This is a genomic window from Exiguobacterium aurantiacum, assembly GCF_001766415.1.
Classification (GTDB): Bacteria; Bacillota; Bacilli; order Exiguobacteriales; family Exiguobacteriaceae; genus Exiguobacterium; species Exiguobacterium aurantiacum_A.
Genome location: NZ_MKXO01000001.1, coordinates 1,110,136 through 1,135,497 on the forward strand (window position 1 = coordinate 1,110,136; position 25,362 = coordinate 1,135,497).

At 52.5% G+C, this 25,362-nt stretch carries 28 protein-coding genes; 9 read left to right on the forward strand and 19 right to left on the reverse strand.

What is annotated here, in order from left to right:
• Nucleotides 1-66 precede the first annotated feature (66 nt).
• The 12 genes from BJU60_RS05595 to BJU60_RS05650 all read right to left on the reverse strand — a co-directional run bounded on the left by BJU60_RS05595 (nt 67) and on the right by BJU60_RS05650 (nt 12,952).
• A complete protein-coding gene (locus BJU60_RS05595) occupies nt 67-1,446 on the reverse strand; it encodes a sensor histidine kinase (protein ID WP_070327852.1) in 1,380 nt (459 codons plus the stop codon).
• Nucleotides 1,443-2,105 (reverse strand): response regulator transcription factor, encoded by a 663-nt coding sequence (locus tag BJU60_RS05600; RefSeq protein WP_070327853.1) that lies wholly within the window; start codon nt 2,103-2,105, stop codon nt 1,443-1,445. Before BJU60_RS05600 ends, BJU60_RS05595 begins: the two co-directional genes overlap by 4 nt.
• A 322-nt stretch (nt 2,106-2,427) precedes the next feature.
• Nucleotides 2,428-4,449, reverse strand: a complete 2,022-nt coding sequence (locus tag BJU60_RS05605; protein ID WP_254281647.1) for a heavy metal translocating P-type ATPase — start codon at nt 4,447-4,449, stop codon at nt 2,428-2,430.
• Between the two features lie 12 nt (nt 4,450-4,461).
• The gene (locus tag BJU60_RS05610) at nt 4,462-4,764 is read right to left on the reverse strand and encodes a metal-sensitive transcriptional regulator (protein WP_070327854.1); all 303 of its coding nucleotides are present in this window, start codon (nt 4,762-4,764) and stop codon (nt 4,462-4,464) included.
• 96 nt (nt 4,765-4,860) lie between these two features.
• The gene (locus tag BJU60_RS05615; RefSeq protein WP_070327855.1) at nt 4,861-6,405 is read right to left on the reverse strand and encodes a long-chain-fatty-acid--CoA ligase; all 1,545 of its coding nucleotides are present in this window, start codon (nt 6,403-6,405) and stop codon (nt 4,861-4,863) included.
• A 103-nt stretch (nt 6,406-6,508) separates the two neighbouring features.
• Nucleotides 6,509-6,982 (reverse strand): PTS sugar transporter subunit IIA, encoded by a 474-nt coding sequence (locus tag BJU60_RS05620; protein WP_254281648.1) that lies wholly within the window; start codon nt 6,980-6,982, stop codon nt 6,509-6,511.
• Nucleotides 6,983-7,137: 155 nt separating this feature from the next.
• The gene (locus BJU60_RS05625) at nt 7,138-8,127 is read right to left on the reverse strand and encodes a lipoate--protein ligase (protein WP_070327857.1); all 990 of its coding nucleotides are present in this window, start codon (nt 8,125-8,127) and stop codon (nt 7,138-7,140) included.
• Between the two features lie 71 nt (nt 8,128-8,198).
• Nucleotides 8,199-9,092, reverse strand: a complete 894-nt coding sequence (locus tag BJU60_RS05630; protein ID WP_070327858.1) for a Cof-type HAD-IIB family hydrolase — start codon at nt 9,090-9,092, stop codon at nt 8,199-8,201.
• 84 nt (nt 9,093-9,176) lie between these two features.
• On the reverse strand, nt 9,177-10,562 hold the full coding sequence (gene hemG / locus BJU60_RS05635) for a protoporphyrinogen oxidase (protein ID WP_070327859.1): 1,386 nt from the start codon (nt 10,560-10,562) through the stop codon (nt 9,177-9,179).
• A complete protein-coding gene (gene hemH / locus BJU60_RS05640) occupies nt 10,555-11,484 on the reverse strand; it encodes a ferrochelatase (RefSeq protein ID WP_070327860.1) in 930 nt (309 codons plus the stop codon). The genes hemG and hemH overlap by 8 nt, the downstream gene beginning before the upstream one ends.
• The gene (gene hemE, locus BJU60_RS05645; RefSeq protein ID WP_070327861.1) at nt 11,481-12,530 is read right to left on the reverse strand and encodes a uroporphyrinogen decarboxylase; all 1,050 of its coding nucleotides are present in this window, start codon (nt 12,528-12,530) and stop codon (nt 11,481-11,483) included. Before hemE ends, hemH begins: the two co-directional genes overlap by 4 nt.
• 116 nt (nt 12,531-12,646) lie before the next feature.
• Nucleotides 12,647-12,952, reverse strand: a complete 306-nt coding sequence (locus tag BJU60_RS05650) for a MerR family transcriptional regulator (protein ID WP_070327862.1) — start codon at nt 12,950-12,952, stop codon at nt 12,647-12,649.
• A 128-nt stretch (nt 12,953-13,080) separates the two neighbouring features.
• On the opposite strand from BJU60_RS05650, the gene BJU60_RS05655 reads away from it, so the two are divergent.
• The gene (locus BJU60_RS05655) at nt 13,081-14,379 is read left to right on the forward strand and encodes an ammonium transporter (protein ID WP_070327863.1); all 1,299 of its coding nucleotides are present in this window, start codon (nt 13,081-13,083) and stop codon (nt 14,377-14,379) included.
• A gap of 48 nt (nt 14,380-14,427) precedes the next feature.
• Here the strand turns inward: BJU60_RS05655 and BJU60_RS05660 are convergent, their stop codons facing one another.
• Both BJU60_RS05660 and BJU60_RS05665 read right to left on the reverse strand, forming a co-directional pair.
• On the reverse strand, nt 14,428-15,558 hold the full coding sequence (locus BJU60_RS05660) for an ABC transporter permease (RefSeq protein ID WP_083274000.1): 1,131 nt from the start codon (nt 15,556-15,558) through the stop codon (nt 14,428-14,430).
• Nucleotides 15,555-16,292 carry an ABC transporter ATP-binding protein gene (locus BJU60_RS05665; RefSeq protein ID WP_070327865.1) on the reverse strand — a complete coding sequence of 246 codons (738 nt, stop codon included), beginning with the start codon at nt 16,290-16,292 and terminating at the stop codon, nt 15,555-15,557. Before BJU60_RS05665 ends, BJU60_RS05660 begins: the two co-directional genes overlap by 4 nt.
• Nucleotides 16,293-16,460: 168 nt before the next feature.
• Between BJU60_RS05665 and BJU60_RS05670 the strand changes: the two genes are divergently transcribed.
• Nucleotides 16,461-16,715 (forward strand): GlsB/YeaQ/YmgE family stress response membrane protein, encoded by a 255-nt coding sequence (locus BJU60_RS05670; RefSeq protein WP_070327866.1) that lies wholly within the window; start codon nt 16,461-16,463, stop codon nt 16,713-16,715.
• Between the two features lie 50 nt (nt 16,716-16,765).
• Here BJU60_RS05670 and BJU60_RS05675 read toward each other — a convergent pair whose 3' ends face one another.
• Nucleotides 16,766-17,818 (reverse strand): hypothetical protein, encoded by a 1,053-nt coding sequence (locus BJU60_RS05675; protein ID WP_070327867.1) that lies wholly within the window; start codon nt 17,816-17,818, stop codon nt 16,766-16,768.
• A gap of 132 nt (nt 17,819-17,950) precedes the next feature.
• On the opposite strand from BJU60_RS05675, the gene BJU60_RS05680 reads away from it, so the two are divergent.
• Nucleotides 17,951-18,379 (forward strand): HIT family protein, encoded by a 429-nt coding sequence (locus tag BJU60_RS05680; protein ID WP_070327868.1) that lies wholly within the window; start codon nt 17,951-17,953, stop codon nt 18,377-18,379.
• Nucleotides 18,380-18,431: 52 nt separating this feature from the next.
• On the opposite strand, the gene BJU60_RS05685 is transcribed toward BJU60_RS05680, so the two are convergent.
• Entirely contained in the window at nt 18,432-18,767 is a 336-nt protein-coding gene (locus tag BJU60_RS05685) for a hypothetical protein (protein ID WP_070327869.1), read from the reverse strand.
• Between the two features lie 168 nt (nt 18,768-18,935).
• On the opposite strand from BJU60_RS05685, the gene BJU60_RS05690 reads away from it, so the two are divergent.
• Nucleotides 18,936-19,292, forward strand: a complete 357-nt coding sequence (locus tag BJU60_RS05690) for a hypothetical protein (RefSeq protein WP_254281649.1) — start codon at nt 18,936-18,938, stop codon at nt 19,290-19,292.
• 60 nt (nt 19,293-19,352) lie between these two features.
• The gene (locus tag BJU60_RS05695) at nt 19,353-19,916 is read left to right on the forward strand and encodes an HTH-type transcriptional regulator Hpr (protein WP_070327870.1); all 564 of its coding nucleotides are present in this window, start codon (nt 19,353-19,355) and stop codon (nt 19,914-19,916) included.
• Here the strand turns inward: BJU60_RS05695 and BJU60_RS05700 are convergent.
• The gene (locus BJU60_RS05700; RefSeq protein WP_083274001.1) at nt 19,903-20,247 is read right to left on the reverse strand and encodes a DUF1878 family protein; all 345 of its coding nucleotides are present in this window, start codon (nt 20,245-20,247) and stop codon (nt 19,903-19,905) included. The genes BJU60_RS05695 and BJU60_RS05700 overlap by 14 nt on opposite strands.
• A gap of 142 nt (nt 20,248-20,389) precedes the next feature.
• Between BJU60_RS05700 and BJU60_RS05705 the strand changes: the two genes are divergently transcribed.
• Entirely contained in the window at nt 20,390-21,391 is a 1,002-nt protein-coding gene (locus BJU60_RS05705) for a peptidylprolyl isomerase (RefSeq protein ID WP_070327872.1), read from the forward strand.
• A 36-nt stretch (nt 21,392-21,427) separates the two neighbouring features.
• Here the strand turns inward: BJU60_RS05705 and BJU60_RS05710 are convergent, their stop codons facing one another.
• On the reverse strand, nt 21,428-22,387 hold the full coding sequence (locus tag BJU60_RS05710) for an HD domain-containing protein (protein WP_070327873.1): 960 nt from the start codon (nt 22,385-22,387) through the stop codon (nt 21,428-21,430).
• An 83-nt stretch (nt 22,388-22,470) separates the two neighbouring features.
• Here BJU60_RS05710 and BJU60_RS05715 point away from each other — a divergent pair, with 83 nt between their 5' ends.
• The 3 genes from BJU60_RS05715 to BJU60_RS05725 are packed head-to-tail and all read left to right on the forward strand — an operon-like array spanning nt 22,471 to nt 24,792.
• Nucleotides 22,471-23,382: a magnesium transporter CorA family protein gene (locus tag BJU60_RS05715; RefSeq protein ID WP_070327874.1), complete on the forward strand. Its 912-nt coding sequence runs from the start codon at nt 22,471-22,473 to the stop codon at nt 23,380-23,382.
• A gap of 54 nt (nt 23,383-23,436) precedes the next feature.
• Complete coding sequence (gene dinB, locus BJU60_RS05720; protein WP_070327875.1) at nt 23,437-24,534, forward strand: DNA polymerase IV; 1,098 nt, start codon at nt 23,437-23,439, stop codon at nt 24,532-24,534.
• A gap of 45 nt (nt 24,535-24,579) precedes the next feature.
• Nucleotides 24,580-24,792: a YhzD family protein gene (locus BJU60_RS05725; RefSeq protein ID WP_254281656.1), complete on the forward strand. Its 213-nt coding sequence runs from the start codon at nt 24,580-24,582 to the stop codon at nt 24,790-24,792.
• Nucleotides 24,793-24,827: 35 nt separating this feature from the next.
• Here the strand turns inward: BJU60_RS05725 and BJU60_RS05730 are convergent, their stop codons facing one another.
• Nucleotides 24,828-25,316 carry a hypothetical protein gene (locus BJU60_RS05730; protein ID WP_141737220.1) on the reverse strand — a complete coding sequence of 163 codons (489 nt, stop codon included), beginning with the start codon at nt 25,314-25,316 and terminating at the stop codon, nt 24,828-24,830.
• Nucleotides 25,317-25,362: the final 46 nt, after the last annotated feature.

Here is a 25,362-nt window from a genome sequence, read left to right on the forward strand (position 1 = left end):
TTAAACGTGTGCAAACAGCTCGTCGACATTTCCCACTAAAAAAACCAGCCGTTCGCAGGCTGGTTTTTAAAATCTGTCATCCGTTTTTAATTTTTGTGTGTCTTTCAGGTGGGGGAAGTGGAATTGGACAGCAACTCCGTCGTTTGTATTACCCAAGGTAACGGTCCCGCCATGGAGGGTCACGATGCGTTGGACGATAAACAAGCCGAGACCGAACTTGCCTTGTTTCCCACGGGAGAATTGATGGAACAGATCAAGGTTTTCATCGACCGACGGGCCATCGTTTTTAATGACGATGTCGATTCCTGCATCCGTTCGTTCGAGCCCGACCTGAATCGTCGACTCGGCGTAACGAATCGCATTGTCGAGCACGTTTTCGAGCGCGACCCGAACCTGTTCCCCGTCACCGAGCATCTCGCCCGCGTGTCCGGTCAACGTCCACTCGAGGTTACCTCGGAGCTTGAAGCGGTCGATGAGCAGTTCGACCAACTTATCGAGGTTGATCGGATCGAGCTTCATCTCCTGCCCTTTGAAATACTCCAACTTGGTGACGTATAACAAGTCGACCACTTTTTTCTCGAGACGCGATGCTTCTTCATCAATGACTTCGGCCGAGCCTGTCAAGTCTCCGGTCGGATAGATACCGTCCCCGATCGACTGGGCATAGCCGCGAATGACCATGATCGGCGTCTTCAAATCGTGAGAGATGTTTTGTAAGAGCGCCTGTTGCGCCAAGTCTTGCTCTTGCAGTTCTTGGCGCATCGCGTCGATCGATCGTGCCAATTGTCCGAGCTCGTCTTTCCTGGCGAGTGGTAACACCGTCTCCCATTGGCGGTTCGATATTTTCTCGACGGCCCGTTCCATCTCGACGATCGGCTTCGTCAACTCTCTCGACATCCAAAGGGCCGGGATGAGTGATAGGAGGCTGATGACACCAATTAAAATCGAGATACGCCAGAACAATGTCGAGACGAGCTCACGGCGATAAGCGTCCCAGGCGTACGACGCCTGGTAGATGAGGGCACCGTCATATTCGTTTTGACGAATCGTATAGTAGACGTCTTCCCCATCGATCGTCGTCTGATATTTGGCGACCTCGCTCGTCTGTTCGAGCGCCTCTTGATACATCCGATTCGTCAGCTCGAGCGGGGCCGAGCCGTAAATGATGCGTCCGTTCGGCAAAAAGATAAGCTGATTGACCGAACGTGATTCTTGTTGACGCCGATCGTACTCGATTGGGTTGCTCGGAATATTTTCGAGCTCGTTCGTATTTCCGAGGTAATAATCGACATCTTGAAGCGTCTCATACACTTGTTCATCGATGAACTGCGTGATCGAGGAGCGGACCGTCAACAAGATCATCAACGCCAAGGTGACGATGATGAGCAAAATCAATACCCAGATTTTCCACATGAGCCGTTTCGGCTTAAGATCGTGAAGTCTCATGGCTTAACGAGTCGATAACCGATCCCATACAGCGTCTCAAGTTCGAGTCGGTGCAACTTCTTCCGTAAGCGTCGGACCAAGTCATCGACGACACGGTCTGAGCCGAAATAGTCGCGACCCCAAACACCTTCTAATATTTGCTCACGCGACAGCGCCGAGCCCGGATGTTCGAGGAAGAGCAACAATAAATCGAACTCTTTGGACGTCAAATCGATATCATCCGCAGCATGCTTGATCAGTCGTTTGTCCGGATAAATCGTGTATTCCCCATACTCGATATGTTCGTTCGATTTCGACCCGTACACCCGATCGATCAATTTTTTGACCCGGATGACGAGCTCACGCGGTAAGAACGGTTTGGCGATGTAGTCATCCGAACCCATCTCCAGTCCGATGATTTTATCGATGTCCTCATCACGGGCCGAAATGAAGATCGTCGGTGTATTGGCGTTCGTCGCCTTGATTTGCTTCAACAACTGAAAGCCATCGAGGTCCGGCAGCATAATATCGAGCACCCATAAGTCAGGTTCGTCTTGAATCGCGGCTTGGGCTGATACACCATCCGTGAACGAACGGACTTGGTAGCCTTCTTGCTCTAAATACGTGACGAGCATTTTGTTTAAATTGACCTCATCATCGACTAAATAGATCGTGTACATTTTAGTCACCTCTGCAGCATTTTTTAACATCATATCAAACAATTGTCGACGAATGATGGGAAATCACTCGTTTTGAACCGTCTGGATGTACCGTCAATCTCTTAAGTTGACGAAAAAAAAGAAGGGTTTCCCCTCCTTACCGTGTCGGCCGTGTCCGCAATTGTTGAGCGAGGAAGGCCGTCCCCCCGCTAAGTAACGCCAACACGCCGCTGATCATGACGAGTTCCATCGTAACCCCACCTTCCCACTGATACTGATTCTCATTATCATCTATACTATATCATAGTTTTTAGCATGAGAACATCACAAAAAAAATCCCGCCTCACAGGCGGGATTCGGTCGTTATGCGTTGACGTCGTAACCTTGTTCTTCGATAGCTTCGATCATCGTTTTGACGGATGTTTCGCATCGTGAGCGCACTCATCTCGATCGCCCGATCCACGCCTTCGATATCCCGACCCATGATCGTCACGTCCGCCGCTTCTAAAGCGACGTCCGTCCCGCTGCCGAAGGCGATACCGACGTCCGCGACGGCGAGCGCAGGCGCATCGTTCATCCCGTCACCGACCATGGCGACGCGGCCACGTTGTTTCAGTGCCTCGATGTGGTCTGCCTTCTCGACGGGCAACACCTCGGCAATGACGTTCGCTTCAGCGATGCCTAGTTCACGCGCCACGTCGAGCGCGACTTCTTTTCGGTCTCCCGTCAAGACATACACTTGTCTCGTCGTCGCAAGTCGTTGCACGACAGCCCGGCTACCTTCTTTCAACCGGTCTTGAAGACCGAACGCTGCCACGACTTTAGATTCACTCGCCACGTAAACCGGCGTCATCGCTTGCATGTCCCAATCAGGCAACGTGAATCCGGCCTCGCGCATCATCCGGACCGAACCGATAAGGTGCTCTTTCCCATCAACGACCGCTTTCAATCCTCGGCCCGATAATTCTTCGACCTGTTCCACGTGCCCGACGCCGACGCCGCGACCGATCGCTTCCGCGAGTGGATGCGTCGACTGACGCTCGGCCATGACCGCCCGTTGTAAGAACGACTCGTCCCCGAACGTCGCCACGACTTCAGGCGTCCCGTTCGTGAGCGTCCCCGTCTTATCGAACACGACGATATCGACACCGTTCAATGATTCGAGTTGACCGCCCCCTTTAAAGAGGACGCCTTGTTCAGCCGCACGGCCGGTCCCGACCATGATCGAGGTCGGGGTCGCAAGTCCGAGCGCACACGGACAAGCGATGACGAGGACGGCGATTGAAGACCGAATCGCCATATCGAGATCATTAAACCCGAACAACCAAACGGCGAACGTGACGGCACTGATGGCGACGACGATCGGTACGAACACGCCGGAGATTCGGTCGGCCTGGCGTTGAATCGGTGCTTTATCCGTTTGTGCCTGTTCGACGACACGGACGATTTGCGCAAGCATCGTCTCGCTGCCGACACGCTCTGCCGCCATCAAGAAGCGGTGTGTTCGATTGATCGTCCCACCGACGACATCAAAACCGATGCCTTTTTCAGACGGGATCGATTCGCCGGTCAGCATCGATTCATCGATGACCGTCTCACCTTCAACGATCTTACCGTCGACCGGCACTTTCTCACCTGGACGGACGACGATCACGTCGCCGACGTTGACAAGGTCGATCGCCACCGACCGTTCTTCCCCGTCGACGAGTAAGATTGCTTCTTTCGCCTGCAGCGACAGAAGCGATTTGAGCGCATCTGTCGTTTTTTCTTTCGCCCGTGCCTCCAACCATTTCCCGAGCAATACGAGCGTGATCAACACAGCGCTCGTCTCGAAATAAAGGGACGGATTCATCGGATGGATGAGCATTTCGAACACGGAATAGAAGTAGGCGGCGGACGTCCCCGTCGCGACGAGGACGTCCATATTGGCCGCCCCGCTCTTCAGGCTCTTATACGCCCCTTGATAAAACTGGGCCCCGATCCAAAACTGGACCGGTGTCGCGAGCGCGAATTGCCACCACGGGTTCATGAGCCAATCGGCATGGAACATTAACCCAGGGATATGGGTAATCATGACGAGTAAGAGCGGCGCCGAAAGAAGCGCCGAAATGAGCACTTTCCGTTCTAGTGGGCGGAGGTCATGTTTCGGTGTGAGCTCGACTTTTCGTTCCGCCCCGTAGCCGATCTTCTCGATCCGGGCGATCAGCTCCTCTTCGGTGATGCCGTCCTCGACGCGAATTGTCGCCGTCTCGAGCGGCAAATTGACGGTCGCATCGACCCCGTCCATCTTATTCAATACTTTCTCGATTCGGGCTGAGCATGCGGCGCATGTCATTCCTTGAATCGACAGTTCGACAGTCTTCATACGAGCACCTCCTTACTTTTTAATGCGGCTGACAATTGTCATCAATTCGTCAATGTATGGATCCATATCTTCCGTTTCACTCGCATGGACCAAGCATTTACGCATATGACGCTCAAGCAGCTGCATCTCGACTTGCTTTAACGCGGCTTGAATAGCCGACGTCTGCGTCAAGATATCGACGCAATATCGGTCGCTCTCGACCATCTTTTGAATCCCACGGACTTGGCCTTCGATCCGGCGCAGCCGCTTACTGAGCGCAACTCGCTCGGCGTCTTCGCGCGGGACGAGCGGCTGTTCGTGCAAGAATTCATCCATTGTTATCACCTCACGTCTAATATACCCCTACCCCGTAATGGTGTCAAACGTATGAAATAAAAAAAGAGCGACAATTGTGTGTCGCCCTTGCTTGATTCAGTTGCGTTGAAACGCCTCGCTTTTCAAAACCGTCCGCAAAATCTTACCGGTCGTGTTTCGCGGTAACTCATCGATGATCTCGATGTGGCTCGGCTGTTTATACTTGGCAAGTTTCGTCGCCGCGAACGCGCGGATCTCGTCGACCGAAAGCTCATCGCGGGTGACGATAAACGCCTTCACCGCTTCACCTTGCTCGGCATCGGGCACGCCGATGACGGCAGCCTCGACGATGCCCGGGTGTTGGTATAACACTTCTTCGACTTCCCGCGGGTAGACGTTATAACCACCGACGATGACCATATCCTTTTTCCGGTCGACGATGTAAAAATATCCGTCCTCGTCACGTTTCGCCAAGTCGCCCGTATAGAGCCATCCGTCCCGAAGCGTCATCGACGTCTCCTCAGGCAGTTTGTAATAGCCTTTCATGACGTTCGGACCGCGGACGATCAGTTCCCCGACTTCGCCGACACCGACTTCTTCACCGAGCTCGTCGACGATTTTGTTCTCGACGTGGATGATCGATGGACCGATCGATCCCGCTTTCCGTTCTCCGTGGAGCGGGTTGAAACAAGTGACCGGCGACGCCTCTGACAGGCCATACCCTTCGAGGATCTTACACTCGAACTTTTGTTCAAACGATTCGAGCAGTTGGACCGGTAAGCTCGCCCCGCCCGAGACGAAGACGCGGACGTGCTTGAGCGCCGACGTGTAAGTCGGTACTTTCAGCGCCGTTTGTAACAAGAAGTTGTACATCGTCGGCACACCGGCAAAAATGCTGACCTGATGCTTCGGAATGAGATCGAATACGTCTTGCGGCGAGAACTTCGGCAAGATGATGATCGTCGCCCCGCGCAGGAGCGGCGCGTTGACGATGACCGTCAAACAGAAGACGTGGAACATCGGCAGCGCCGCGAGCGCCTTATCGTCCGGTGTGATCTCGAGATATTCTCCGATTGAGTGCGCGTTTGAGAACAAGTTGAGGTGGGTCAACAGCGCCCCCTTAGGTTTACCTGTCGTCCCGCTCGTATATAAGATGACGGCGACGTCTTGTTCATCGACCTTGACTAGCGCCGTCACGCCCGAGGCGAACGCTTTTGAAAACGGCATAAATTCGATATCCCCTGTGCGCTCGATTGCGGGCACCTCCGCATACGGTACCGAGATGACAAGCTTCAACTGCGGCAAATTCGTGAGCGCCGTTTCGGCTTGCGCGACGAGCGGCGACAAGGCGACGATCGCTTTCACGTCTCCATCGAGTAAAATGTAAGCCATCTCGTCCGGCGTATATGTAGGGTTGATCGGAATGACGATTCCCCCTCGCGCGAGGACCGCAAAATAAGAAATCAAGAACGCTGGGCTATTCCCGAGGACGAGCGCGACGTGGTCCCCTCTATCGATCCCTTTCTGTTCAAGCGTCGATGCCATCGCTTGGACTTGTCCGAAAAACTGTTCGTAGCTGACCGTGTCCTCCCCGAACACGTAGGCCGCCTTATTTGGATGCGCGGCCACAACCCCTTGTAACGCTGTTACTAAGTTTGCCATAGTAATCCCCCTTTAGAAATGAATGACGATTCACTCTTGAGCCGTAAAAAAGAGCACGGCAACCGCGCCCTTTTTCAGTTATCTCTATTGTACATGAAACGCCTCATGAAGAAAACGCTTTCAAATCCATCGTCTGCAAATGATACAACCCAGTCCGACTTTGCACATGTACGAGCGCTTGCAGCGACTCGTCATCCATGAGCAGATCGTCGATCAACTTATGGAACGTCTGCTTCTTCTCGTCAGTCGTCGCTGTGATGATAAAGATCATTTCTGCACAGACCAATTCTCCGGCGATCGTCCGCACGTCGAACGGACGGTTCAAGTGGAGCAGCGTGATGCCATCGCGCTTTGAGACCTGGTTCGGCACGTCGATGACAGCGACCGGGATGGCGACGTCCGTCACTCCGGACGGGATCGTGCGCTCCTGCTCGATGATGACTTGCGCAAACGTATCATCGACTATCCCTTTTCCTTCTAGCTCAAGACCAATCGCGAGCATGGCTCGCTCGAACGTCGGTTGATCGGTCACCCACATCCAGTTCGTGTCCATCCATTCTGTGATGAAACGGCACATCTTCATTCCTCCTATTGGCTCATCTCCATTAACGAAAGCGCTTGCACTGATTATGATACGCCTTCCCGCAACGACTCGCAACGCTACACACAAGGTTTCACGAAAACGCCAAAAAGGATGGTCTCTGAAACAGACCATCCTCCTGCAAAATCGCCTCAGCTAATGAGATCGACCAGTTCTTCTAAGTCGACGTTACCGAAGTAATGCTTGACGTCGAGGTGTGACAATTGTTCCCGAATCGCGGCTCGTTCGAATCGCGTCCCGACGAGTGCTTGCTCGACGTCGTGGATATCACCGACGCCGAAGAAGTCGCCGTAGATTTTCGCTTCTGTGATCGTCCCTTTATTGACGTTCAAACGAACGTCAATTGTACCGATCGGGAAACGACGCTTCGATTCGACGTCGAACTTCGGTGACTTCCCGAAGTTCCAGTCCCAGTTCGCGTAGCGTTCTTTCGAGATGTCTTGAACGATTTCCCAGTCCTCGTCACGGAGCACGTAACGTTCCGGATCTTGACCATCATAGATCGAGTGGAGGAGCGCCTCGACGAACCGTTTCATCTCCATCTCTTCCTCTAAAAATTCCGTGATGTTGGCGACCCGGCTCCGGACCGACTTGATGCCTTTTGAGCGCATCTTCTCTTCCGAAACGTTGAGTGAGTTGACGACTTCCTCGATGTTCGAGTTGAACATGAGCGTCCCGTGGCTGAACATGCGACCGCGCGTCGTGAATTGGGCGTTCCCGCTGATTTTCCGTTCGCCGACTTGAATATCGTTACGACCGGTCAATTCTGCTTCGACACCGAGTTGTTTGAGCGCATCGACGATCGGCTGTGTGAACTTCTTGTAGTTGTTGAACGAATTGCCGTCATCTTTCGTGATAAAGCTGAAGTTCAAGTTACCTTCGTCGTGATAGACGGCACCGCCGCCAGACAAGCGACGGACGACGTCGATCCCGTTCTCTTCGATATACTTCAAGTTGACTTCTTCTGACGTGTTCTGGTTTTTGCCGATGATGATCGACGGGCCGTTAATATAGAACAAGAAGTAGTCCTCATGCTCGACGTTCAAATGCTTGAGGATATACTCCTCGACCGCCAAGTTGAGTTTTGGGTCCCGGATGTCCGGGTTAAAGATAAATTTCACAGTCGGTTTCCTCCTAATCGGATGTTCGTTAGTTGTATTATACGAGACGAATCACCCGCTCTACAACTTGTTTACTTCCACTCACCGCTCATAATGCGCTTCAGCGCGTTCGCGACGCCGTACTCATCATGACGTTCCGTGACGTGGTGGCTGATCGCGATCAAGTCGTCGTGACTGTTGCCCATCGCGATCGCTTTGCCGGCAACTTCAAACATCGGCACGTCGTTCAAGTTGTCACCGATGACGACGACTTCTGACAAATCGACACCGAAGTGCTCGGCTAATTTTTTGACGCCGTGACCTTTGTCGGCCCCGTTCGCCATCACTTCGATGTTGTCGTTCCCTGATGACGTGACGTATACCCCGTCGACACGCTCATCGATTTCAGTCCATAGTGATGACATCTTCTCAAAATGACTTGAGAACGCGATGAATTTATAGACGCGACCAGCCTCGTTTTTGATGAAGTCCTCGATATCCTCGACGAGACGGACGTCTTCGTTGACGTAATAACGCTTCCGGAAGAACTCATACATCTCGAGCGACAGGTCGTCACCGTTTTGCTTCAAGTTTTCCATCGTCGCTTCAATCAAATCGAGGCGACTTGCGACAAGTCCCGCTTCCGAATACATCTCATAAAAGATATCCGAATACTTATGGTCTTGATGAAGCACCGACACGACTTCGAGCGCTTCTTCAACCGTCAAATCGATTTCATGGAGCACCTCTCCCGTTTCAGTCAAGACGCGGCCCCCGTTTGACGAGACGATCGGGCACGTGAGACCGGCTTCATCGAGAATTCCTTTCGCGTTGAAGTAATTGCGTCCCGTCGCAATCGCAAAGCGAATCCCTTGCGCTTCGGCGGCGCGGACGATTTCCGCCGTCTCCGGTGCGATTTTTGTGTGGTTGTGCAGAATCGTGCCATCCATATCGGATACGAACAGTTTATACGTTGTCATCAACATCCACTCCCTCTTTTTCTCTTTCGCTTCTAACTATAACAAAAAGAGAGGCCGACGGAAAAATCCGACACCTCTCTTCACAAATCCTTAACCAAGTTCTGCTAACTGTTTGATCTGCTCGTGGACGCTCTTAATACAGTCCGGCATGCCGATCCCGTCGTAGGCGATCCCCGCGAGCAGCACGCCAGGATAAACTCGGCTCATCTCGGCCCGAAGCGCTCGCACCCGGTCGGCGTGGAAGACCGCGTACGGCGGCAATCCGTCCCGCAGCCGGCTGACGACCGCCTGGAGCGGTGCGGCTTTGATGTTCATCAAACCGCCCAAGTCACGGAGCGCTGTCGCCACGATGTCCTCATCCGGTGCATCGACGATCTCGTCAGCACCCGGACGACCGAGGAAGACACGGAGAACGTGATAGCCGTCCGGCACGGCGTGTGGCCATTTTTGATCGATGAACGTACACGCCGTGATCATCACGTCCGCTTCTTGGCTCGTGACGAAGCCCGTACCGACGAACGGGAGCTCGATGTCTGTCTCTTTAAAGACGAGTGAGCACGTCGCGGTCGCATGCGGCTTCATATCGGCCAAGAAATCACTGTCGACTTTCGGTAAGAACTGACGAATGAGACGCGGCGGGACCGTCAGTACGAGACGCTCTGAATCCATATCGCCACGATTCGTGAGCAGACGATAGCCTGTCTCGATCTCCTCGACTTGTTCGACCGAACAGTTCAAGATGACCTCTGTCCGCTCGAGCCGTTCCGCGAGACGGTCCGTCAGCGACTTCAAACCTCGCCGGAGCGAAGCGAACTGCCCGACTTTCTTCGCGCCGACTTCAGCGACACGCTGTTCGGGACGAAGATGGCGCATCCCTTCATATAGACTTCCGTACTTCTTCTCACCTTCGATAAACTGCGGGAACGTCGACAGCGCACTCATCTTGTCGATATCGCCGGCATAAATGCCCGACAATAGCGGCTCGATCAATCGGTCGACAATCGGATCCCCGACCCGTTCTCGAAGATAGAGGCCGAGTGAGACGTCCGTCTCCGGGGGTGTGATATCCGGAGGCGACAACAGCATGGCCCGCAATGCCGCGTGCTCGTCTTCTGACAAGAGCGACGTCTGCTTGAACGCGTCGACGTCGAGCGGGATGCCCATCACCGTCTGTTTCGGGATCGGATGTAACCCGTCATGATGCAAGACGTACGCTTGGCCGACCCCGTTCCGGACGAGCTCGTCCCCGAGACCGACGTCATGGATCAACTCGGTCATCGCCGTCTTCCTGAACACGTAAGAGTCAGGACCGCGCTCGACCGCGAATTCACCGGTCTCAAACGTATCGATTTTTCCGCCCAACCGGTCATTGGCCTCCAACAGCGTGATCGACACGTCTTCCGGCAAATAACGCTCGGCATAAAAAGCGGCGGTGAGACCTGTGATCCCACCACCGACAATCGTCAAATTACGCATGATGCACGATCACGCTTTCCATCCGATCTGCGACGGCTTCGATGAAGCTCCGCTCTGCGTTTGGCATGTTTGGACGTGCATAGTGAACGCCAAGGCGGTCACAAACGACTTTACATTCCACATCGTTGTCGAAGAGCACTTCGAGGTGGTCAGCGACGAAACCGACCGGCGTATAGACGAACGCCTCGTAGCCATGTTTTTCGTGAAGTTCAGCCGTCAAATCTTGGACGTCCGGCCCGATCCAAGGATCCGGCGTGTTGCCTTCAGACTGCCAACCGACCTCATAGTTGATGACACCGGCAGCTTGCGCGATCTTGTCTGCCGTCTCTTTCAACTGATCCGGGTACGGGTCGCCACCAGCCAAAATCTTCTCTGGCAAGCTATGCGCCGACACGATCAAGCACGCCTTTTCGGCTGGGACCGGCAAGTTCGCGAACGTCTCTTTGATCGCTTCAGCCCACCAATTGATAAATTTCGGCTCATCGTACCACGACTCGACCGAACGGATCTCGATGTCGTATTTCGCCGCTTCTTCATGGGCGCGTCCGTTGTAAGACTTGACGCTATATGACGAATAATGAGGGGCAAGAACGACTGAGACCGCTTCTTTAATGCCGTCGTTCGCCATTTGCGCGACCGCATCCTCGACGAACGGTTCGATATGCTTGAGACCGATATATAATTTGAAGTCGATTTCACCAGCGTGACGCTCGTTCAAAATGTCTCGAAGCGTCTCCGCTTGGTCGATCGTGATCTTCGCGAGCGGAGATACGCCCCCGATCGCCTCATAGCGTTCCGTCAAGTCTTGGAGCGCTTCCGGTGCCGGCTTGCGTCCGTAACGGATGTGCGTATAATATCGTTCAATGTCTTCCGGTTTATATGGTGTTCCATAAGCCATTACGAGTAATCCGACTGTTTTCATGATGATTTGCCTCCCATTTTTTCACGTGAATAGTCATGTATAAATGCCGTCAATTTGACGAGTACGGCCGGGTCGACTTCTGGGAACACCCCATGTCCCAAGTTGAAGACGTAGCCCGGTTGTTTCATCCCTTCATCGAGGATTTCTTTCACTTTCTCCTCGATGACCGGCCATGGTGCCAGCAAGAACGACGGGTCCAAGTTTCCTTGCACCGCTTTCGTAATGCCGCGATCGCGCGCTTCTTGAACCGACAAGCGCCAGTCGAGCCCGACGACGTCGATTGGCTGATCTTGCCATTCTTCTACAAGATGGCTCGCTCCGACACCGTGCATGATGAGCGGGATGTCGAGTGTGCGCAATTCAGTGAAGATGCGCTCAGTCGTCGGTTTAATGTAACGGACATAATCTTTGCGGCTGAGCGTCCCGACCCATGAATCGAACAATTGGAACGCTTGGATACCGGCCTCGGCTTGCGCTTTGGCGTACGTGATGACCATGTCTCCAAGTTTGTCCATGAGCGCGTTCCAAACGTCCGGCTCAGCATACATGAGTGCTTTCGTCCGATGATAGCTTTTCGATGGACCGCCTTCAATCATATAGCTCGCAAGCGTGAACGGTGCTCCCGAGAATCCGATGAGCGGCACTTCAAGACGCTCTCGAAGCAAACGGATCGTCTCGAGCACGTACGAGATGTCGTCGACATTCAGCGGTTTTAAGCGCTCGACGTCCTCCATCGTCCGATACGGATTATCGATGACCGGGCCAATCCCGCTCTTAATTTCTACGTTGACGCCCATCGACGGGAGTGGCGTCATGATATCTTTGTACAGAATGGCCGCGTCGACTCCGAGTTGCTTGACCGGGAGTTCTGTCACGTAGGCGCATAGTTCTGAATCGTGTGTGATTTCGAACAACGTCCTCGTTTTCTTGATCTCACGATATTCTGGTTGGTAGCGTCCGGCTTGGCGCATATACCAGACCGGCACATAGTCTGTCGCCTCTCCTCGAAACGCCTTCAAAATAGTATCGTTCATACGTCGCGTCATTCCCCTCTATAATTCTCCTACACTCTTCTTCTATAGGTATGTGAACTCAAAAACATTATACAGAAATTAATTAGAATAATGCTAATGTGAAGCATTTTCATTGTGTTTTCATTGTGTCATTTCTTCGTCGGATACGTGCGGAACGCCGAATTGAGCTGACCCCGGATCAAATCGTCACGCTGTCTCGTCGATAGACGTTTCTCGCGCTCTTTAATGTCTTGAATCCGCCATCCGTCCTCAAGCTTTGACGCCACGTCGATCAACCGCTCGACGTCATGGAAAGAATATTTACGCGAGCCTCCCTTTGTCCGCTCCGGGAAGACGAGTCCTTTCGCCTCATAATAGCGCACTTGTCGTTCAGAAAGTCCGGTCAGTTCGGTAATAACGCCCATTCCAATCACTTTCTTCGACTTGTAGTCCATCGTCCGCCATCTCCCTTCTCAAAAAAACTATGTCAGATAATCTGACAAATTGCAATCCAACCCGTTCATTTCGTCTTAAACTGAAACCAACTTTTGAAATCACACCTGCTAAAAGGAGGAATCGCAACATGGAAGAAATTATGTATTATATGGACACGCTGTTCGTACTCATCGCTGCACTGCTCGTCTTGACGATGCAACTTGGTTTCGGCTTACTCGAGACCGGGACGCTCCGGGCTAAAAACGCCGGGCATGTCGCTGTCAAACAAATCATCAGCCTCTCTGTGGCGGCACTCGCCTTTTGGGCCGTCGGGTTCGGCCTCTCATTCGGGGATGGTACCCGCTGGTTCGGGACTGAAGGATTCTTTTTGAACGGATCGTTCACGAGCCTCGACTGGGCCAACGTCTCGCTCGACATTAAATTCTTGTTCCAATTGTCATTCGTCGCCGTTGCGCTCGCAATCGCTTGGGGCGGATTTGCGGAACGGGCTAAACTGTCGGCTTACGTCTTATTCGGTATCTTCTTCGTCGCCATTCTCTACCCGATCGTCGCTCGCTCGGTTTGGGCGGGTGGACTCCTCGGCTCAATGGGGATGCAGGACTTCGCAGGTTCAGCCGTCGTCCATCTCCAAGGTGGGATGGCCGCCCTCATGGCGACGATCATCTTGAAACCACGACGGAAAACAGAATCACTCGCCGGTCATAACCACGTCTTGACGGTCGTCGGCGGACTCGTCCTTTGGCTCTGTTGGTTCGGATTCAACGCCGGATCGACGATGTCGGTCGCTGACGGATTCTTCGGTTATGTCGCACTTACGACGATGCTCGCTACGGCTGCCGGTGCGCTCGGCGCGCTCGCCATCGTCATGATCCACAAGAAGACGGCCGACATCCCTTCAGTCGTCAACGGTGTCCTCGGGGCGCTCGTCGCCATCACAGCCGCTTGTGCCTTTGTCGAACCATGGGCCGCTGTCGTCATCGGCGCCCTCGCTTCCATCGCAACATACGGCACGAGCATCCTCATGGCGAAATATATCGATGACCCACTCTGTGCCTTCTCGGTCCACGGTGTCGCTGGCATCATCGGAACACTCGCACTCGGGTTCTTCGCATCACCGCGTCTCGTCGAGATCACCGGCATCGGTTCGGCCGGACTCTTCTACGGTGGCGGCTTGTCACAACTCGGCGTCCAGGCGCTTGGTGTCTTGATCGCAATGGTCATCGCCGGAGGCGGAAGCTACGCCTTCTTAAAACTACTCGACGTGACGATCGGTCTCCGTGTCACTGAAGAGCAAGAAGACGTCGGGCTCGATATCGCCGAGCACGGTGTATCGGCATACGGTGAAATCGATGCGGAAACTGACACTCCGGCTCGTCTGCCGAAGATTCTCGGCTCGAGCGTGTCGGTCATGTCACCAAAAAAATAACAGCAGTCAAAGGGACACCCTTCACGCGCGTGGAAGGGTGTCCCTTATTCATTTCAACCGCCCTAAATAGTAACGGATGACGAGATAGCCGAGCACGACTCCCGCGACCGCGTCAACTCTAGCGCCGAAAGCGACCGACCCAACCGTCAGGACGACCAACTGACCAATCAGCAAGCGGTTCATCCACCATTTGTAACCCGACAACCGTTCAAGACGCGTGATCGGCAACCATGAAGCGATCGACATCGTATCGAGCCGTTTGAAGAGCGGCACGAGTTGGAGTGCGGTCAAACCGACGAACAGCGGGACGACTAAGCCGACATACCAGCCACCCGACAGCCACATGACGATGAACGCCACGACAGAAAGGCGGAACACGAGGTCGAGCGAGTCTTTCGAACGGATGACACGTAAGCCATAGACATAACGTGCGGCATCCGCGCGTCTGAGCACCGAACGCTCGAGCGCTCGTACGATGACACTTCTCTCCTTCACTTCCTCCCGCATCGCCGGCAAGTCGACGAACCAACTGATGACACGGTCGAACTGCGCCTTGCTCTTCTGCTCGAGCGTGAGCCAATCAAGGAGCGGGATGCGGTCGTGTCGTCTTAGATGAAGCAAGACAAGCGCGACAAGCGCCGGCACCGGCGTCAATAACGGGACACCGAAAATCATGATGACTCCACTCGCGAGCGCACTGAAGAGCACCACGTTTGAGACCAGTTCGAGCTTTGCGAGGCGACCCGCCACCGAAAGCAACACGCTCGCTGCGACGATGGCGCCTACTTCTGCCGGCGTGAGCGCTTGCGTCCGGACGATGAGCGGCAAGACGACGAGCATGACGACGAGCGCCCGAACGCTCGCGAACACGACGTTGAACAGACGAACCCCGTTCATATACGAACGGATATCACCGAGCTCCGGCAACAAAAACACTTGGTCCGCTTCTTGAAGCAACGTCCGTGGCCGATGCCCGAGCGGCAAGAGCAAGAACACGAGCGCAACTACCCATTCGCTCGGAAACGCCGGGTCGAGTCCGTTTAAAAATTGATTATAGACGAATCCCCCGTAAATGAGCGTGAAGTAGAGCGTGAACAAGAGACCCCCGTTCGCCACATAGCGGCTATACTTCACGACTTCTTCCATCCAACTACTAAACCGCGCGTTGAACACCCTCATTGCGCCCGCTCCTCGGCCTCGATCGCCTCGACATAAATGTCATCGAGCGTCGCGTCAGGACGGAGCGCATATTTTTCACGCAACTGCGCTGCCGTACCGGTCGCGATCACGACTCCTTGATGAAGGAACACGAACCGGTCACAGTGACGTTCCGCCGTCTCGAGGATATGCGTCGACATGAGAATCGCACACTCTTGTTTATACTCATCAAACAGGCGGAGCAGTTGACGGATTGCGAGCGGATCGAGACCGACGAACGGTTCGTCGACGATCAAGAGCGGCGTCTTCGTCACGAGCGCGCTCAGGATCATCGCTTTTTGGCGCATCCCTTTCGAGAAGACGGATGGGAACCAGTCCAACTGTTTCTCCATACGCATGTCGCGGGCCAATCGTTCCGTCCGCATCTCGAGGTCACGGCTGTCGATCTCGTACGCTTTCCCCATCAACAACAAATGTTCACGTAACGTCAACGTGTCATACAAAATCGGCGTCTCAGGTATGTAACTTATTTTCTTGCGATAATTTTTTTCAGACGATTGCAACGTTTCGCCGTCGACTTCGACCGACCCCGAGATCGGTTCAAGCAATCCTAAAATATGTTTGATCGTCGTCGACTTTCCGGCACCGTTTAGCCCTATCAGCCCGACGAGTTCACCTTTTTTTACTTCAAACGAAACATCATGCAGCACTTGTTTACCTATATAACCGCCGTTCAAGTGTTCGACATGTAACATGAAAACTCCACCCCTTATTTTCAACTTTTTTTTGTGATATATGTTTTAAAAATTGTCACATGGGAATATTCTCTACTGTAAGGCATTTTAAAAACTTATTCATCACTTCCATTGTTCCATAAAATTGTTAGTGAGAACAATGGACAAAACAGAGAGGAGAATGTTTGCATGGGTTTTATTCTTTATTTGATCGTCGGAGGTATCATCGGTTGGTTAGCAGGTCTTATTTTAGGTAAAGACGTACCAGGCGGCGTTATCGGTAACATCATCGCTGGTATCATTGGTGCTTGGCTTGGTGGATTGATCTTCCCTGATTTCGGACCAATCATCGCTGACATCGCGATTATTCCAGCACTTCTTGGTGCGATTATCTTGATCTTGATCGTATCGTTCGTTATGAAATCAATGAACAAAAAGCGCTAATCTAGTGCTACAAAAACGGGACCCTCGACACGAGGGTCCCGTTTTTCCGTTCAACTTAACAGTAAATACATCGCCCCGTCGCGTTCGATGAAGCGTTTATCCGTTTCTAGACCGAGCAACGTGAAAATCGATTCGAACAGCGAGCGATCGTAACGCCACTCGATCCCAAGCTCTGTCTCGATTCGTTCATTCGGTTCACCGAGGAGGGCGACCATATCGTCCGTCCGTTTGTCCAAATCGATGTCAATTTGGTTCACTTTCTTTTTAACAAATGTCACATCCATGCCGGCATACCGCCACACGTCGCCGTCCCGTTCAAGCGGTTCACCGAGCTGTTCGACGACCGCTTTCTCCCGCTTGTTCATAACCGACTCAATCGTTTCAAGCGAATGCCCGGTCCTCGCCTCGACTTCAATCTCGATCAGCTCGACCCGCTCGATATCGAACTGACCGGCAATCGTCTCGTTCGCTTCGGGCTGTAGCGCGAAAGCGAGCTGTTCCTCTCGAACGAGCGTCACCGTCTCCGTTCGCGTGACGGTCTCCCCGTTCACGACCGCGACGGCTTTGACGTCGTACCGGCCTGGCATCCGCTCGACCGTCAAGCTGTCGCCCGCCGCATCAATCCGGCCTACTTGTGTCCCATCGACCCATATGTTCGTCAACGGCACGTCTGACGTCGCAACGAACGTTTGCGGTAACAGCTCAATCCGATAATCCGCAAAGCCGAACCGGCCGTCTCCCGTATCAAGCAAGCGGAACAATCCGACTGACTCCATACCTTGACGTTCATCGGCGCGGTCCGCCGCCACCTCAGAGATCGCCTCACCTCGAATCGACTTCTCTTCGTTCAGCCAACGCATGAACCGGAGTGCCTCGGCGCGCGTAAGCGGCTCAGTCTCATATTCAACCGTCTGCTCAAAGAAAGCGACGTCTTCCGTCAACAGAGCCTCTTTAAAACGAACGTGGATTTGCGCGTTCGCCTCCGCCGGCTTATAGCCCCATATATAGATTGCCCCCGTCGCTAAGACGAGCAAAACGGCTAGGACGATGACGAGGCGAATCTTGCGCTGCCTTGTCGTCTTCTTCGATCGTTCATAAGCCATTCTCTCCACTCCTATCACTTTCTCTTGTCCTTCTATTGTAGGATGACGTGAGAACGAGGACAATCATTCTTTCGCCTGAACTTCCGTGTTATGATGAAATCGATCAGTCATTTCATGAATGGAGGAAATACGATGCATACCGATGCCAATTGTATCTTTTGTAAAATCGTCAACAACGACATCCCTTCTTACAAGGTGTACGAAGATGATGACGTCGTCGCTTTTCTCGACATTTCCCAAGTGACGAAAGGCCATACCCTCGTCATCCCGAAACATCATGCCAAAAACATTTACGAACTACCGAGTGACGTCGCAAGTGACGTCTTTAAAGCAGTCCCGGGAATCGCGAGCGCGATTCAACGCGAAACGGGCGCAATCGGGATGAACGTCCTCTCGAACGCCGAACAAATCGCCGGTCAGACGGTGTACCATTTCCATATTCACTTGCTCCCGCGCTACGGCCAAGAAGACGGCTTCGACGCGAAATGGGAAACCCATAACGATGCGTACACGCCAGAAGAAATGAACACGCTCGCGGCTCAAATCAAACAACGTGTTTGAACGAAACAAGCGGACCAGACTCCTCCGAGAGCCTGGTCCGCTTTCATGTGTGTCATGACGAGTTGATCGAATTGAAGTGCCGCTTCCGCTCTTCTTCGATTTGAGCCCGTTCTATTTGCAATTTGATCGCCTGTTCATACAGTTGCTGACGAGATTTGACAGACTCCGCTTGTTCGAACTCTTTTCTTAATACATTTAGACGGGTGTCGATTTCAAAAAGTCGCTTTTCAAGCAAAGTTTGTTTACGCGTCTGTTCGTTCTGTTCTGACGCTTCGTATCCCGCCTCGAGTGCTTCCATTATTTTATGTGCCCAAGGGTCATCTCCCAGTTGTTTCGCCGCGTTGTACAAGTCTAGCATGTCATCGAACCAACGCTTTTGCTTGTCCACTGGAGGTCACCTTCCTTTGACCTCATTTTAAAATAAAATGATTTTTCGGTCAAAATTGAATGTTCTGAAAAATTTTATTTGAGATATAGGTTTTTAATCTCTCTTTTTTGGTAAAATAATATGAAAAGAATGTATTCTAGCATTATCGTGCTTGAGGAGGGGAATGTATTGTCGAGTCACAATCGTCGCGAGTGGGTTGCTTTTGGCTTTGTCGTAGCGTTTTTAGGCGTGGCGACAGTGAAAAAGATTGCTCGTGGAACAGCCAACGATGCCGCATCGAATCAGCATCGGGCGTCTACAATCACTACGTTGAAAGAACAATTCCAAAAAGTTGCCAAAGATGCTTCACAAGTGGTGGCGGCTGGTAAGTTGCAAGGCAAAGAATTGACGGATCAAGTGAAAGCCGAGGTCGAACACTATCAACAAGACATTCAGCCTTCAATCGAGCAGATCCAAGGAAACCTAAACGAGCTTTCAAACGTACAGTCAGATATGACCAAAGCGAAAGCGAAGAAGACCGACTGACCGGTCTTTAGGCATCGTCCGTCGTTTTAGTCACTTTGTATCCGGAAAGGATGAATTGAGATGGAACATGAAAAAGAATTCTCTGGCCCTGAGGCCATGCTCTATAGTCATAAAATCATTCAGCTCAGTAAAGCATTGTGGAAGACGGTCGAAAAAGACTGGCAGAACTGGATCAAGCCTTTCGATTTGAACATAAACGAGCATCATATTTTATGGATCGCCCACGCGCTCGGTGGCGCCTCAATCTCTGAGATTGCGAAATATGGCGTGATGCACGTATCGACCGCGTTCAACTTTTCGAAAAAATTAGAAGATCGTGGTCTCCTCACGTTCTCTAAAAAAGAAACGGACAAACGTAATACTTATGTACAGTTGACGCCTGAAGGCGAAGCGCTCTTGCTCGAAACGATTCATGCGTTCGACCCTGAAGAGAACGGTGTGTTCCGTGCCTCGCTCCCGTTGCAGGAGTTATACGGGAAGTTCCCGGACTTGACGGACATCACGGCCATCGTCCGCCGCCTTTACGGCGACAACTTTATGGACATCTTCGCTGAAACATCAAAAATGATTTCTGAAGAGGCAGGCCGTCGTCCCGAAGATGACGAGCTGACTAAAGAAGCTTGACGTGCGCGTAAAGGGGCTCTGTGATTTCGAGAGCGATCCCTTGTTTAACGCACGCCGCCAAGATGACCCCAGGGTCTAACGACGGATGCAACATCCCGACGAAACTGACGAGCAGAGGCTCTACGGACGACAAGCCGTAACGCCTTTGCTCGTTTTGTTGATTGTTGATTTCGTCGAGCAGTTTATAGAAGTCCGCAACTTCTTCTTTCGTCAAGTTTGCTTTGATGACTTCATATTCAAACGGCCGACTCGACCAATCGACTAGTCCGAGCAACAGCTCCATCTGAAAAGACAACTGATTAACTTTCTCCTCTAGCGACACGTTTCCCACCCCATCATTTCACATTCTCTTTCATCATTATACGACACGTTTCTGTGCTATGATACTACACAGGTAATCGAACAGCTGTCATGATTAACAAAATGTGGTATAGTCGAACATAGAAACTTATAGATTTTTAGGGGTGGAATATATGTCAAACGGAATGACGAATGAACCAAACAAACAAAACAAAAAGTTTTCAACTGGTGCCCTTGTCGGCGCATCGGCAATCGCGCTTCTCATCGGTGTAGGCGGTACGTACGCTGCAACGAGCGGCGGATCTTCTGACAACTCAGCTGTTGTCTCATTCGAAGGTGGCGAAATCACGCGCGGTGAAATCGCGGACATGAGCTACGACCGTATGGTCCCACAACTCGCTTTCCAAGAAACGATGAACGCACTTCTTGAAAAAGAGTATGGCGACAAAGTCGAGCAAGAGAAAGTCGACGAAGAATTCAGCAAGACGGAAGAGCAGTTCAATTCGAAAGAAGAGTTCGAACAAGCGATCCAACAGGCTGGCATGGCAGACACGGATGAGTTCAAAGAGGCACTCCGCGGCCAAATGCTCGTCGATGCTGCGAAGTCTGAACTCGTCGACGTGACGGACGAAGAAATCGAAGCACAATTCGCCAAAGAGAACGTTGAAGTCCAGGCGAGCCATATCCTCGTCGAGACGGAAGAAGAAGCGCAAGCCATCATCAAAGAGTTGAACGATGGCGCTGATTTCGCAGACGTCGCGAAAGAAAAATCAACAGACACTGGTTCAGGCGAAAAAGGCGGCGACCTCGGTTACTTCTCAGCCGGCGCCATGGTTCCTGAATTCGAAGCATACGCGTTCCAAGAAGATGTCGTCGGTAAAGTCTCAGAGCCGGTCCAATCACAATTCGGATTCCACGTCATCAAAGTCGTAGACCGTAAAGAAAAAGACCTCAAGCTCGAGGACGAGAAAGATCGCATCCGTGAAGAATTGGCGACTGAAAAAGCAGCTTCAGTCGACGCCAACAAAATCTACGCTGAGTTGATCGAAAAATACAACGTTGACGTGAAAGACGCGAAAGCCTCAACACAGTTCGACGCAGTAAAAGACGCACTCAAAGCGGAAGAAGAAGGAACATCAGAAGAAGCACCGGCCGAAGAGTCGACAGAACAATAAGCAACAGGCAGGCGTCCCGCGGGATGCCTGCCTTTTTTATAGCTTCGGTTTGTAGAACGCCCGGTTATCAAGCGCCATGAGCCGTTCTGTGAACGTTCCTGGCTCGACACCTTCGAACGCCTTATCGAACATATTCATCCGCGCATCGATGTTGTCGATGAAGAACAGCATTTCCGCCTCCGGAAGTTGCGGCGCGTTCGCCGAGCCCCACTCCGGCTTCCCGTGGTGACTCAAGACGAGATGTTGTAACAGCGTCGTGACTTCACGATCGGTCCCGAGCTCGCGGGCCGTGACTTCGATCTCGGACGCCATGAGCGACAAATGACCGAGCAGTTTGCCTTCGAGCGTATATTCCGGGGTGATCGCGTCCGACAGCTCGATGACTTTCGCCAAATCGTGCAAGACGACACCTGAGACGAGCAAGTCCCGGTTCAACTGTGGATACAAGTCACACATCGTTCCGGCCAGTTTGAGCATCGACATGACGTGGAACGCGAGCCCTGAATAGACCGCATGATGATGGCGTACCGCCGCCGGATACGTGAAATATGCCTCTTCGTTTCGGTCGACAATCGTCGTCACGAGTTCCCGCATACCCTCGTGACTGATCGCGTCGATATACGCCCGGATCGTCGTCTCGAGCTCCGACTTCGGGATCGGCGCAGAGCGGACGTACGGTGCGATGTCCGTCTCCCCTTCGATGATCGAGATCTGCTTCAGTTTGAGCTGCGTCCGGCCCCGATAGTCCATGACTTCTCCTGAGGCGTGGACGATCTTTTTCGTCCCGTACTTCTCGGTATCGGCGCTATCCCACACCTTCGTCTCGATCTCGCCGCTCTCATCGCATAAAACGAGCGTCAGATAAGGCTTCCCGTTCCCGGCGAGCCCTCGATATGATTGTTTGATCATTACATATTGGTTTAACGTGTCGCCCACTTTGAGCTGACCGATTTTAGTCGTCAATGAAAGCACCTCTCTTCTTGTCAGTACTTCCATCTTAACGAAAGTTCGCTCTAGATGCCAACTTTCTCGGTAAACCGGGAATACTTGAGGAGAGACGAACATTGGGGGAATGAAGGATGAATTGGACTTGGTACACACGACCTGAGGAAATCGTACACGTTGACGACCACTATGCGGAGGCGTACACGTATTGGCTCGAACAACTGACGACGGCCAAAGTGACGAAAATCATCGTCGAGCAGGACTATATGTACGGTTCGCTCACGCTCGACTATGAGCAGATCGAACGCGAACCGCAGAAAATCGGTCATTATTTCGTGACGCGTGACTTTTTATGGACGATCGGGTTTGATGATCTGTATTGCGATAGCGTCGCAGCGAAACAATATGCCACACCGATTGAAGCGTTCTATGACCTACTCGCTGAAAAGATGGACTATTACTTCCATGGGATCGATGAATACGAGGAACGCCTGATGATGTCACAGCGTGAAATGAGCGGTCAAGTTCCGCCTGAATTCATGAACGAAATATTTGGGCTGCGGAGTGAAATCGAACGTTGGTCAGATACGGTCGTCCCGTACCGCGAGCTACTGATGGCGGGACGAGAGGCGTTCCTCGACATAAAGTTGAATGAGCTGAAGTCTTATCGCCTTGCCGAGTACCGTGTCGACCGGCTGTTAACGTTAATTGAACACTACCAAGGCGACGTAATCGCCTTGACCGATCTCGCCTCGACGCTATCAAACTTTCGCGGCAACGAAATCATGAAGGCGTTGACCGTCTTCACGGCGCTGACGACGCCTGTCGTCGCCTTCGGTGCCGTCTGGGGCATGAACTTCAAACAGATGCCGGAGCTCGAATGGCCGCTCGGTTATCTATTCGCTTGGTTCATGATCGTCCTGTTCACGGGCTTTATTTATGCATGGTTGAAACAAAAAAAATGGATCGGTTCTCTGTTACAATTTCCGAATCAAATCCGTAACCAAAACCAAATGGAGAAACAACGAAAGAAAACAAAACAGTAAAAAAACGAACAAAAGTTCGCTATAATGAAAGGAGTCGATTGAAACGGAAAGGAGATGCCGATGAAACGTTTAATCATACACGTCGATATGGATGCGTTCTATGCATCCGTCGAACAACGGGACCGCCCTCATTTGCGAAATAAGCCCGTCATCGTCGGTGGCGCCCCTCACAGTCGTGGAGTGGTCGCCACCTGTTCGTATGAGGCTAGAAAATACGGCGTGCATAGCGCCATGTCGTCACGTCGGGCGTTCGCACTCTGTCCGCAAGCGACGTTCGTCAAGCCGCGCTTTCAGGCGTATCGGCAAGTGAGCCAAGACGTGATGGAGATCTTCAAGTCTGTGACGCCATTTGTCGAGCCGCTATCGCTCGATGAAGCGTATCTCGACGTCACCGAGAATTCACTCATGAGCACGTCGGCGCCTTACGTGGCGCGCTACATTCTCGGCGAGATCAAACGCCGGACCGGACTGACCGCTTCCGCCGGCGTCGCCCCGTCCAAGTTCGTCGCCAAAATCGCCTCCGGGTTCGACAAACCGAACGGCCTGACTATCGTCGCCGCGGACGAAGTCGAGTCGTTCCTCGCCCCGCTGTCGATCACGACGATGCACGGTGTCGGAAAAGTGACCGCCCAGACTTTGTTCAAGCACGGGTTTGAAACGATTGCCGACATCCAGCAATCGCGACCTGAACAGTTGAAGGCCATCCTCGGCCATGACCGTGGTGTCCAGTTATATGAACTCGCCCACGGACGTGACAGCCGTCCCGTCGTCCCGACCCGTGAACGCAAGTCGATCGGCTCGGAGACGACGTTCGCCTTTGACCTCGACGATCCGGAGGAAGTGTATGAGCGCGTCATCCCTGAGATCGAAGACGTGTTGCAGCAGCTCGACCGCCGCGAATTGAGTTGTCAAACCGTGACGATCAAAATCAAGACGAGCGAGTTCCAAGCGCGCAGTCACCAGATCAAGCTGAACCACCCGACCCATGACCATGACGAGATCAAACGGCTCGCCCGGCGCTTGTTCGACGAGATGGCCATCAATGAACCGGTCCGTCTGATCGGCATGACCGTCTCCGATTTGATCCCCCGAACGGAGACGGGCCGTCAGCTCACGTTCGACGAACTAACGAAACCATCGCTTGAAGAATGAATAGTGATTCAGTACAATGAAAGGAAAGGGGGGATCCGCTTGAACATGTACACAGTCACCGCGTTCGAGAATGACGGCACGATTTTACTTAACGATTCATTCGAGGCAACGAACGACGAAGACGGCAAAGCGACAGGGTTAGCGATGCTTCATGAAGCCGGTCATGATCATAAAGGGGCGCGCATCGTCCGCCAAGGACAACTCATCTATTTCGAGCGGTGCAAGCTACCAGGCAAACTAAAAGGCACGGCCTCATAACAGCGAAGCGCCTCGGGAACCCCGAGGCGCTTTGTTCATTCGCTATATTTAGTCTCCCATTGTTCGCGCCAGTCCATATAATCGGGATGTAGCTCTTCCGCCGTCTTCCCATCCAGTGAATAAGGTGCCCCCATCAGCGGTTCCTTTGAATCAGGGAATGAGGTCCCGCCGATGATGTCCCCGTCATCAATTAGGACTAAGACGTTCGTCTGTCCGAGCTCGTACTGATCATCGAGCAGATGGTTACGGACGACGAAATGCTCTCGCTTAATGTCACGCCCGATATAGTCGTCCGGTGGCGTCGTCTGGACGCTCCAAGTATCTCGCACAGGTGAATCGAGAAGGTCTTCCTTCTCGAAACGTGACGTGTCCCCTCCCTTGTAAGAAACAATCTCATATCCTTTCTCCTCGAGGTAACGCTTCGCCAGCTTGGCGTCCTCTCCGAGCATCGGTTTTTCGTTGGCGTTCGAGCAAGCCGCCAGGAAGAAGACGCACAGGAGGATCCCGATTCGTTTCCACATCATCTCTCCACCTCATCAGTTCGTTGTTTTCAACTTATTCGTCAACTAA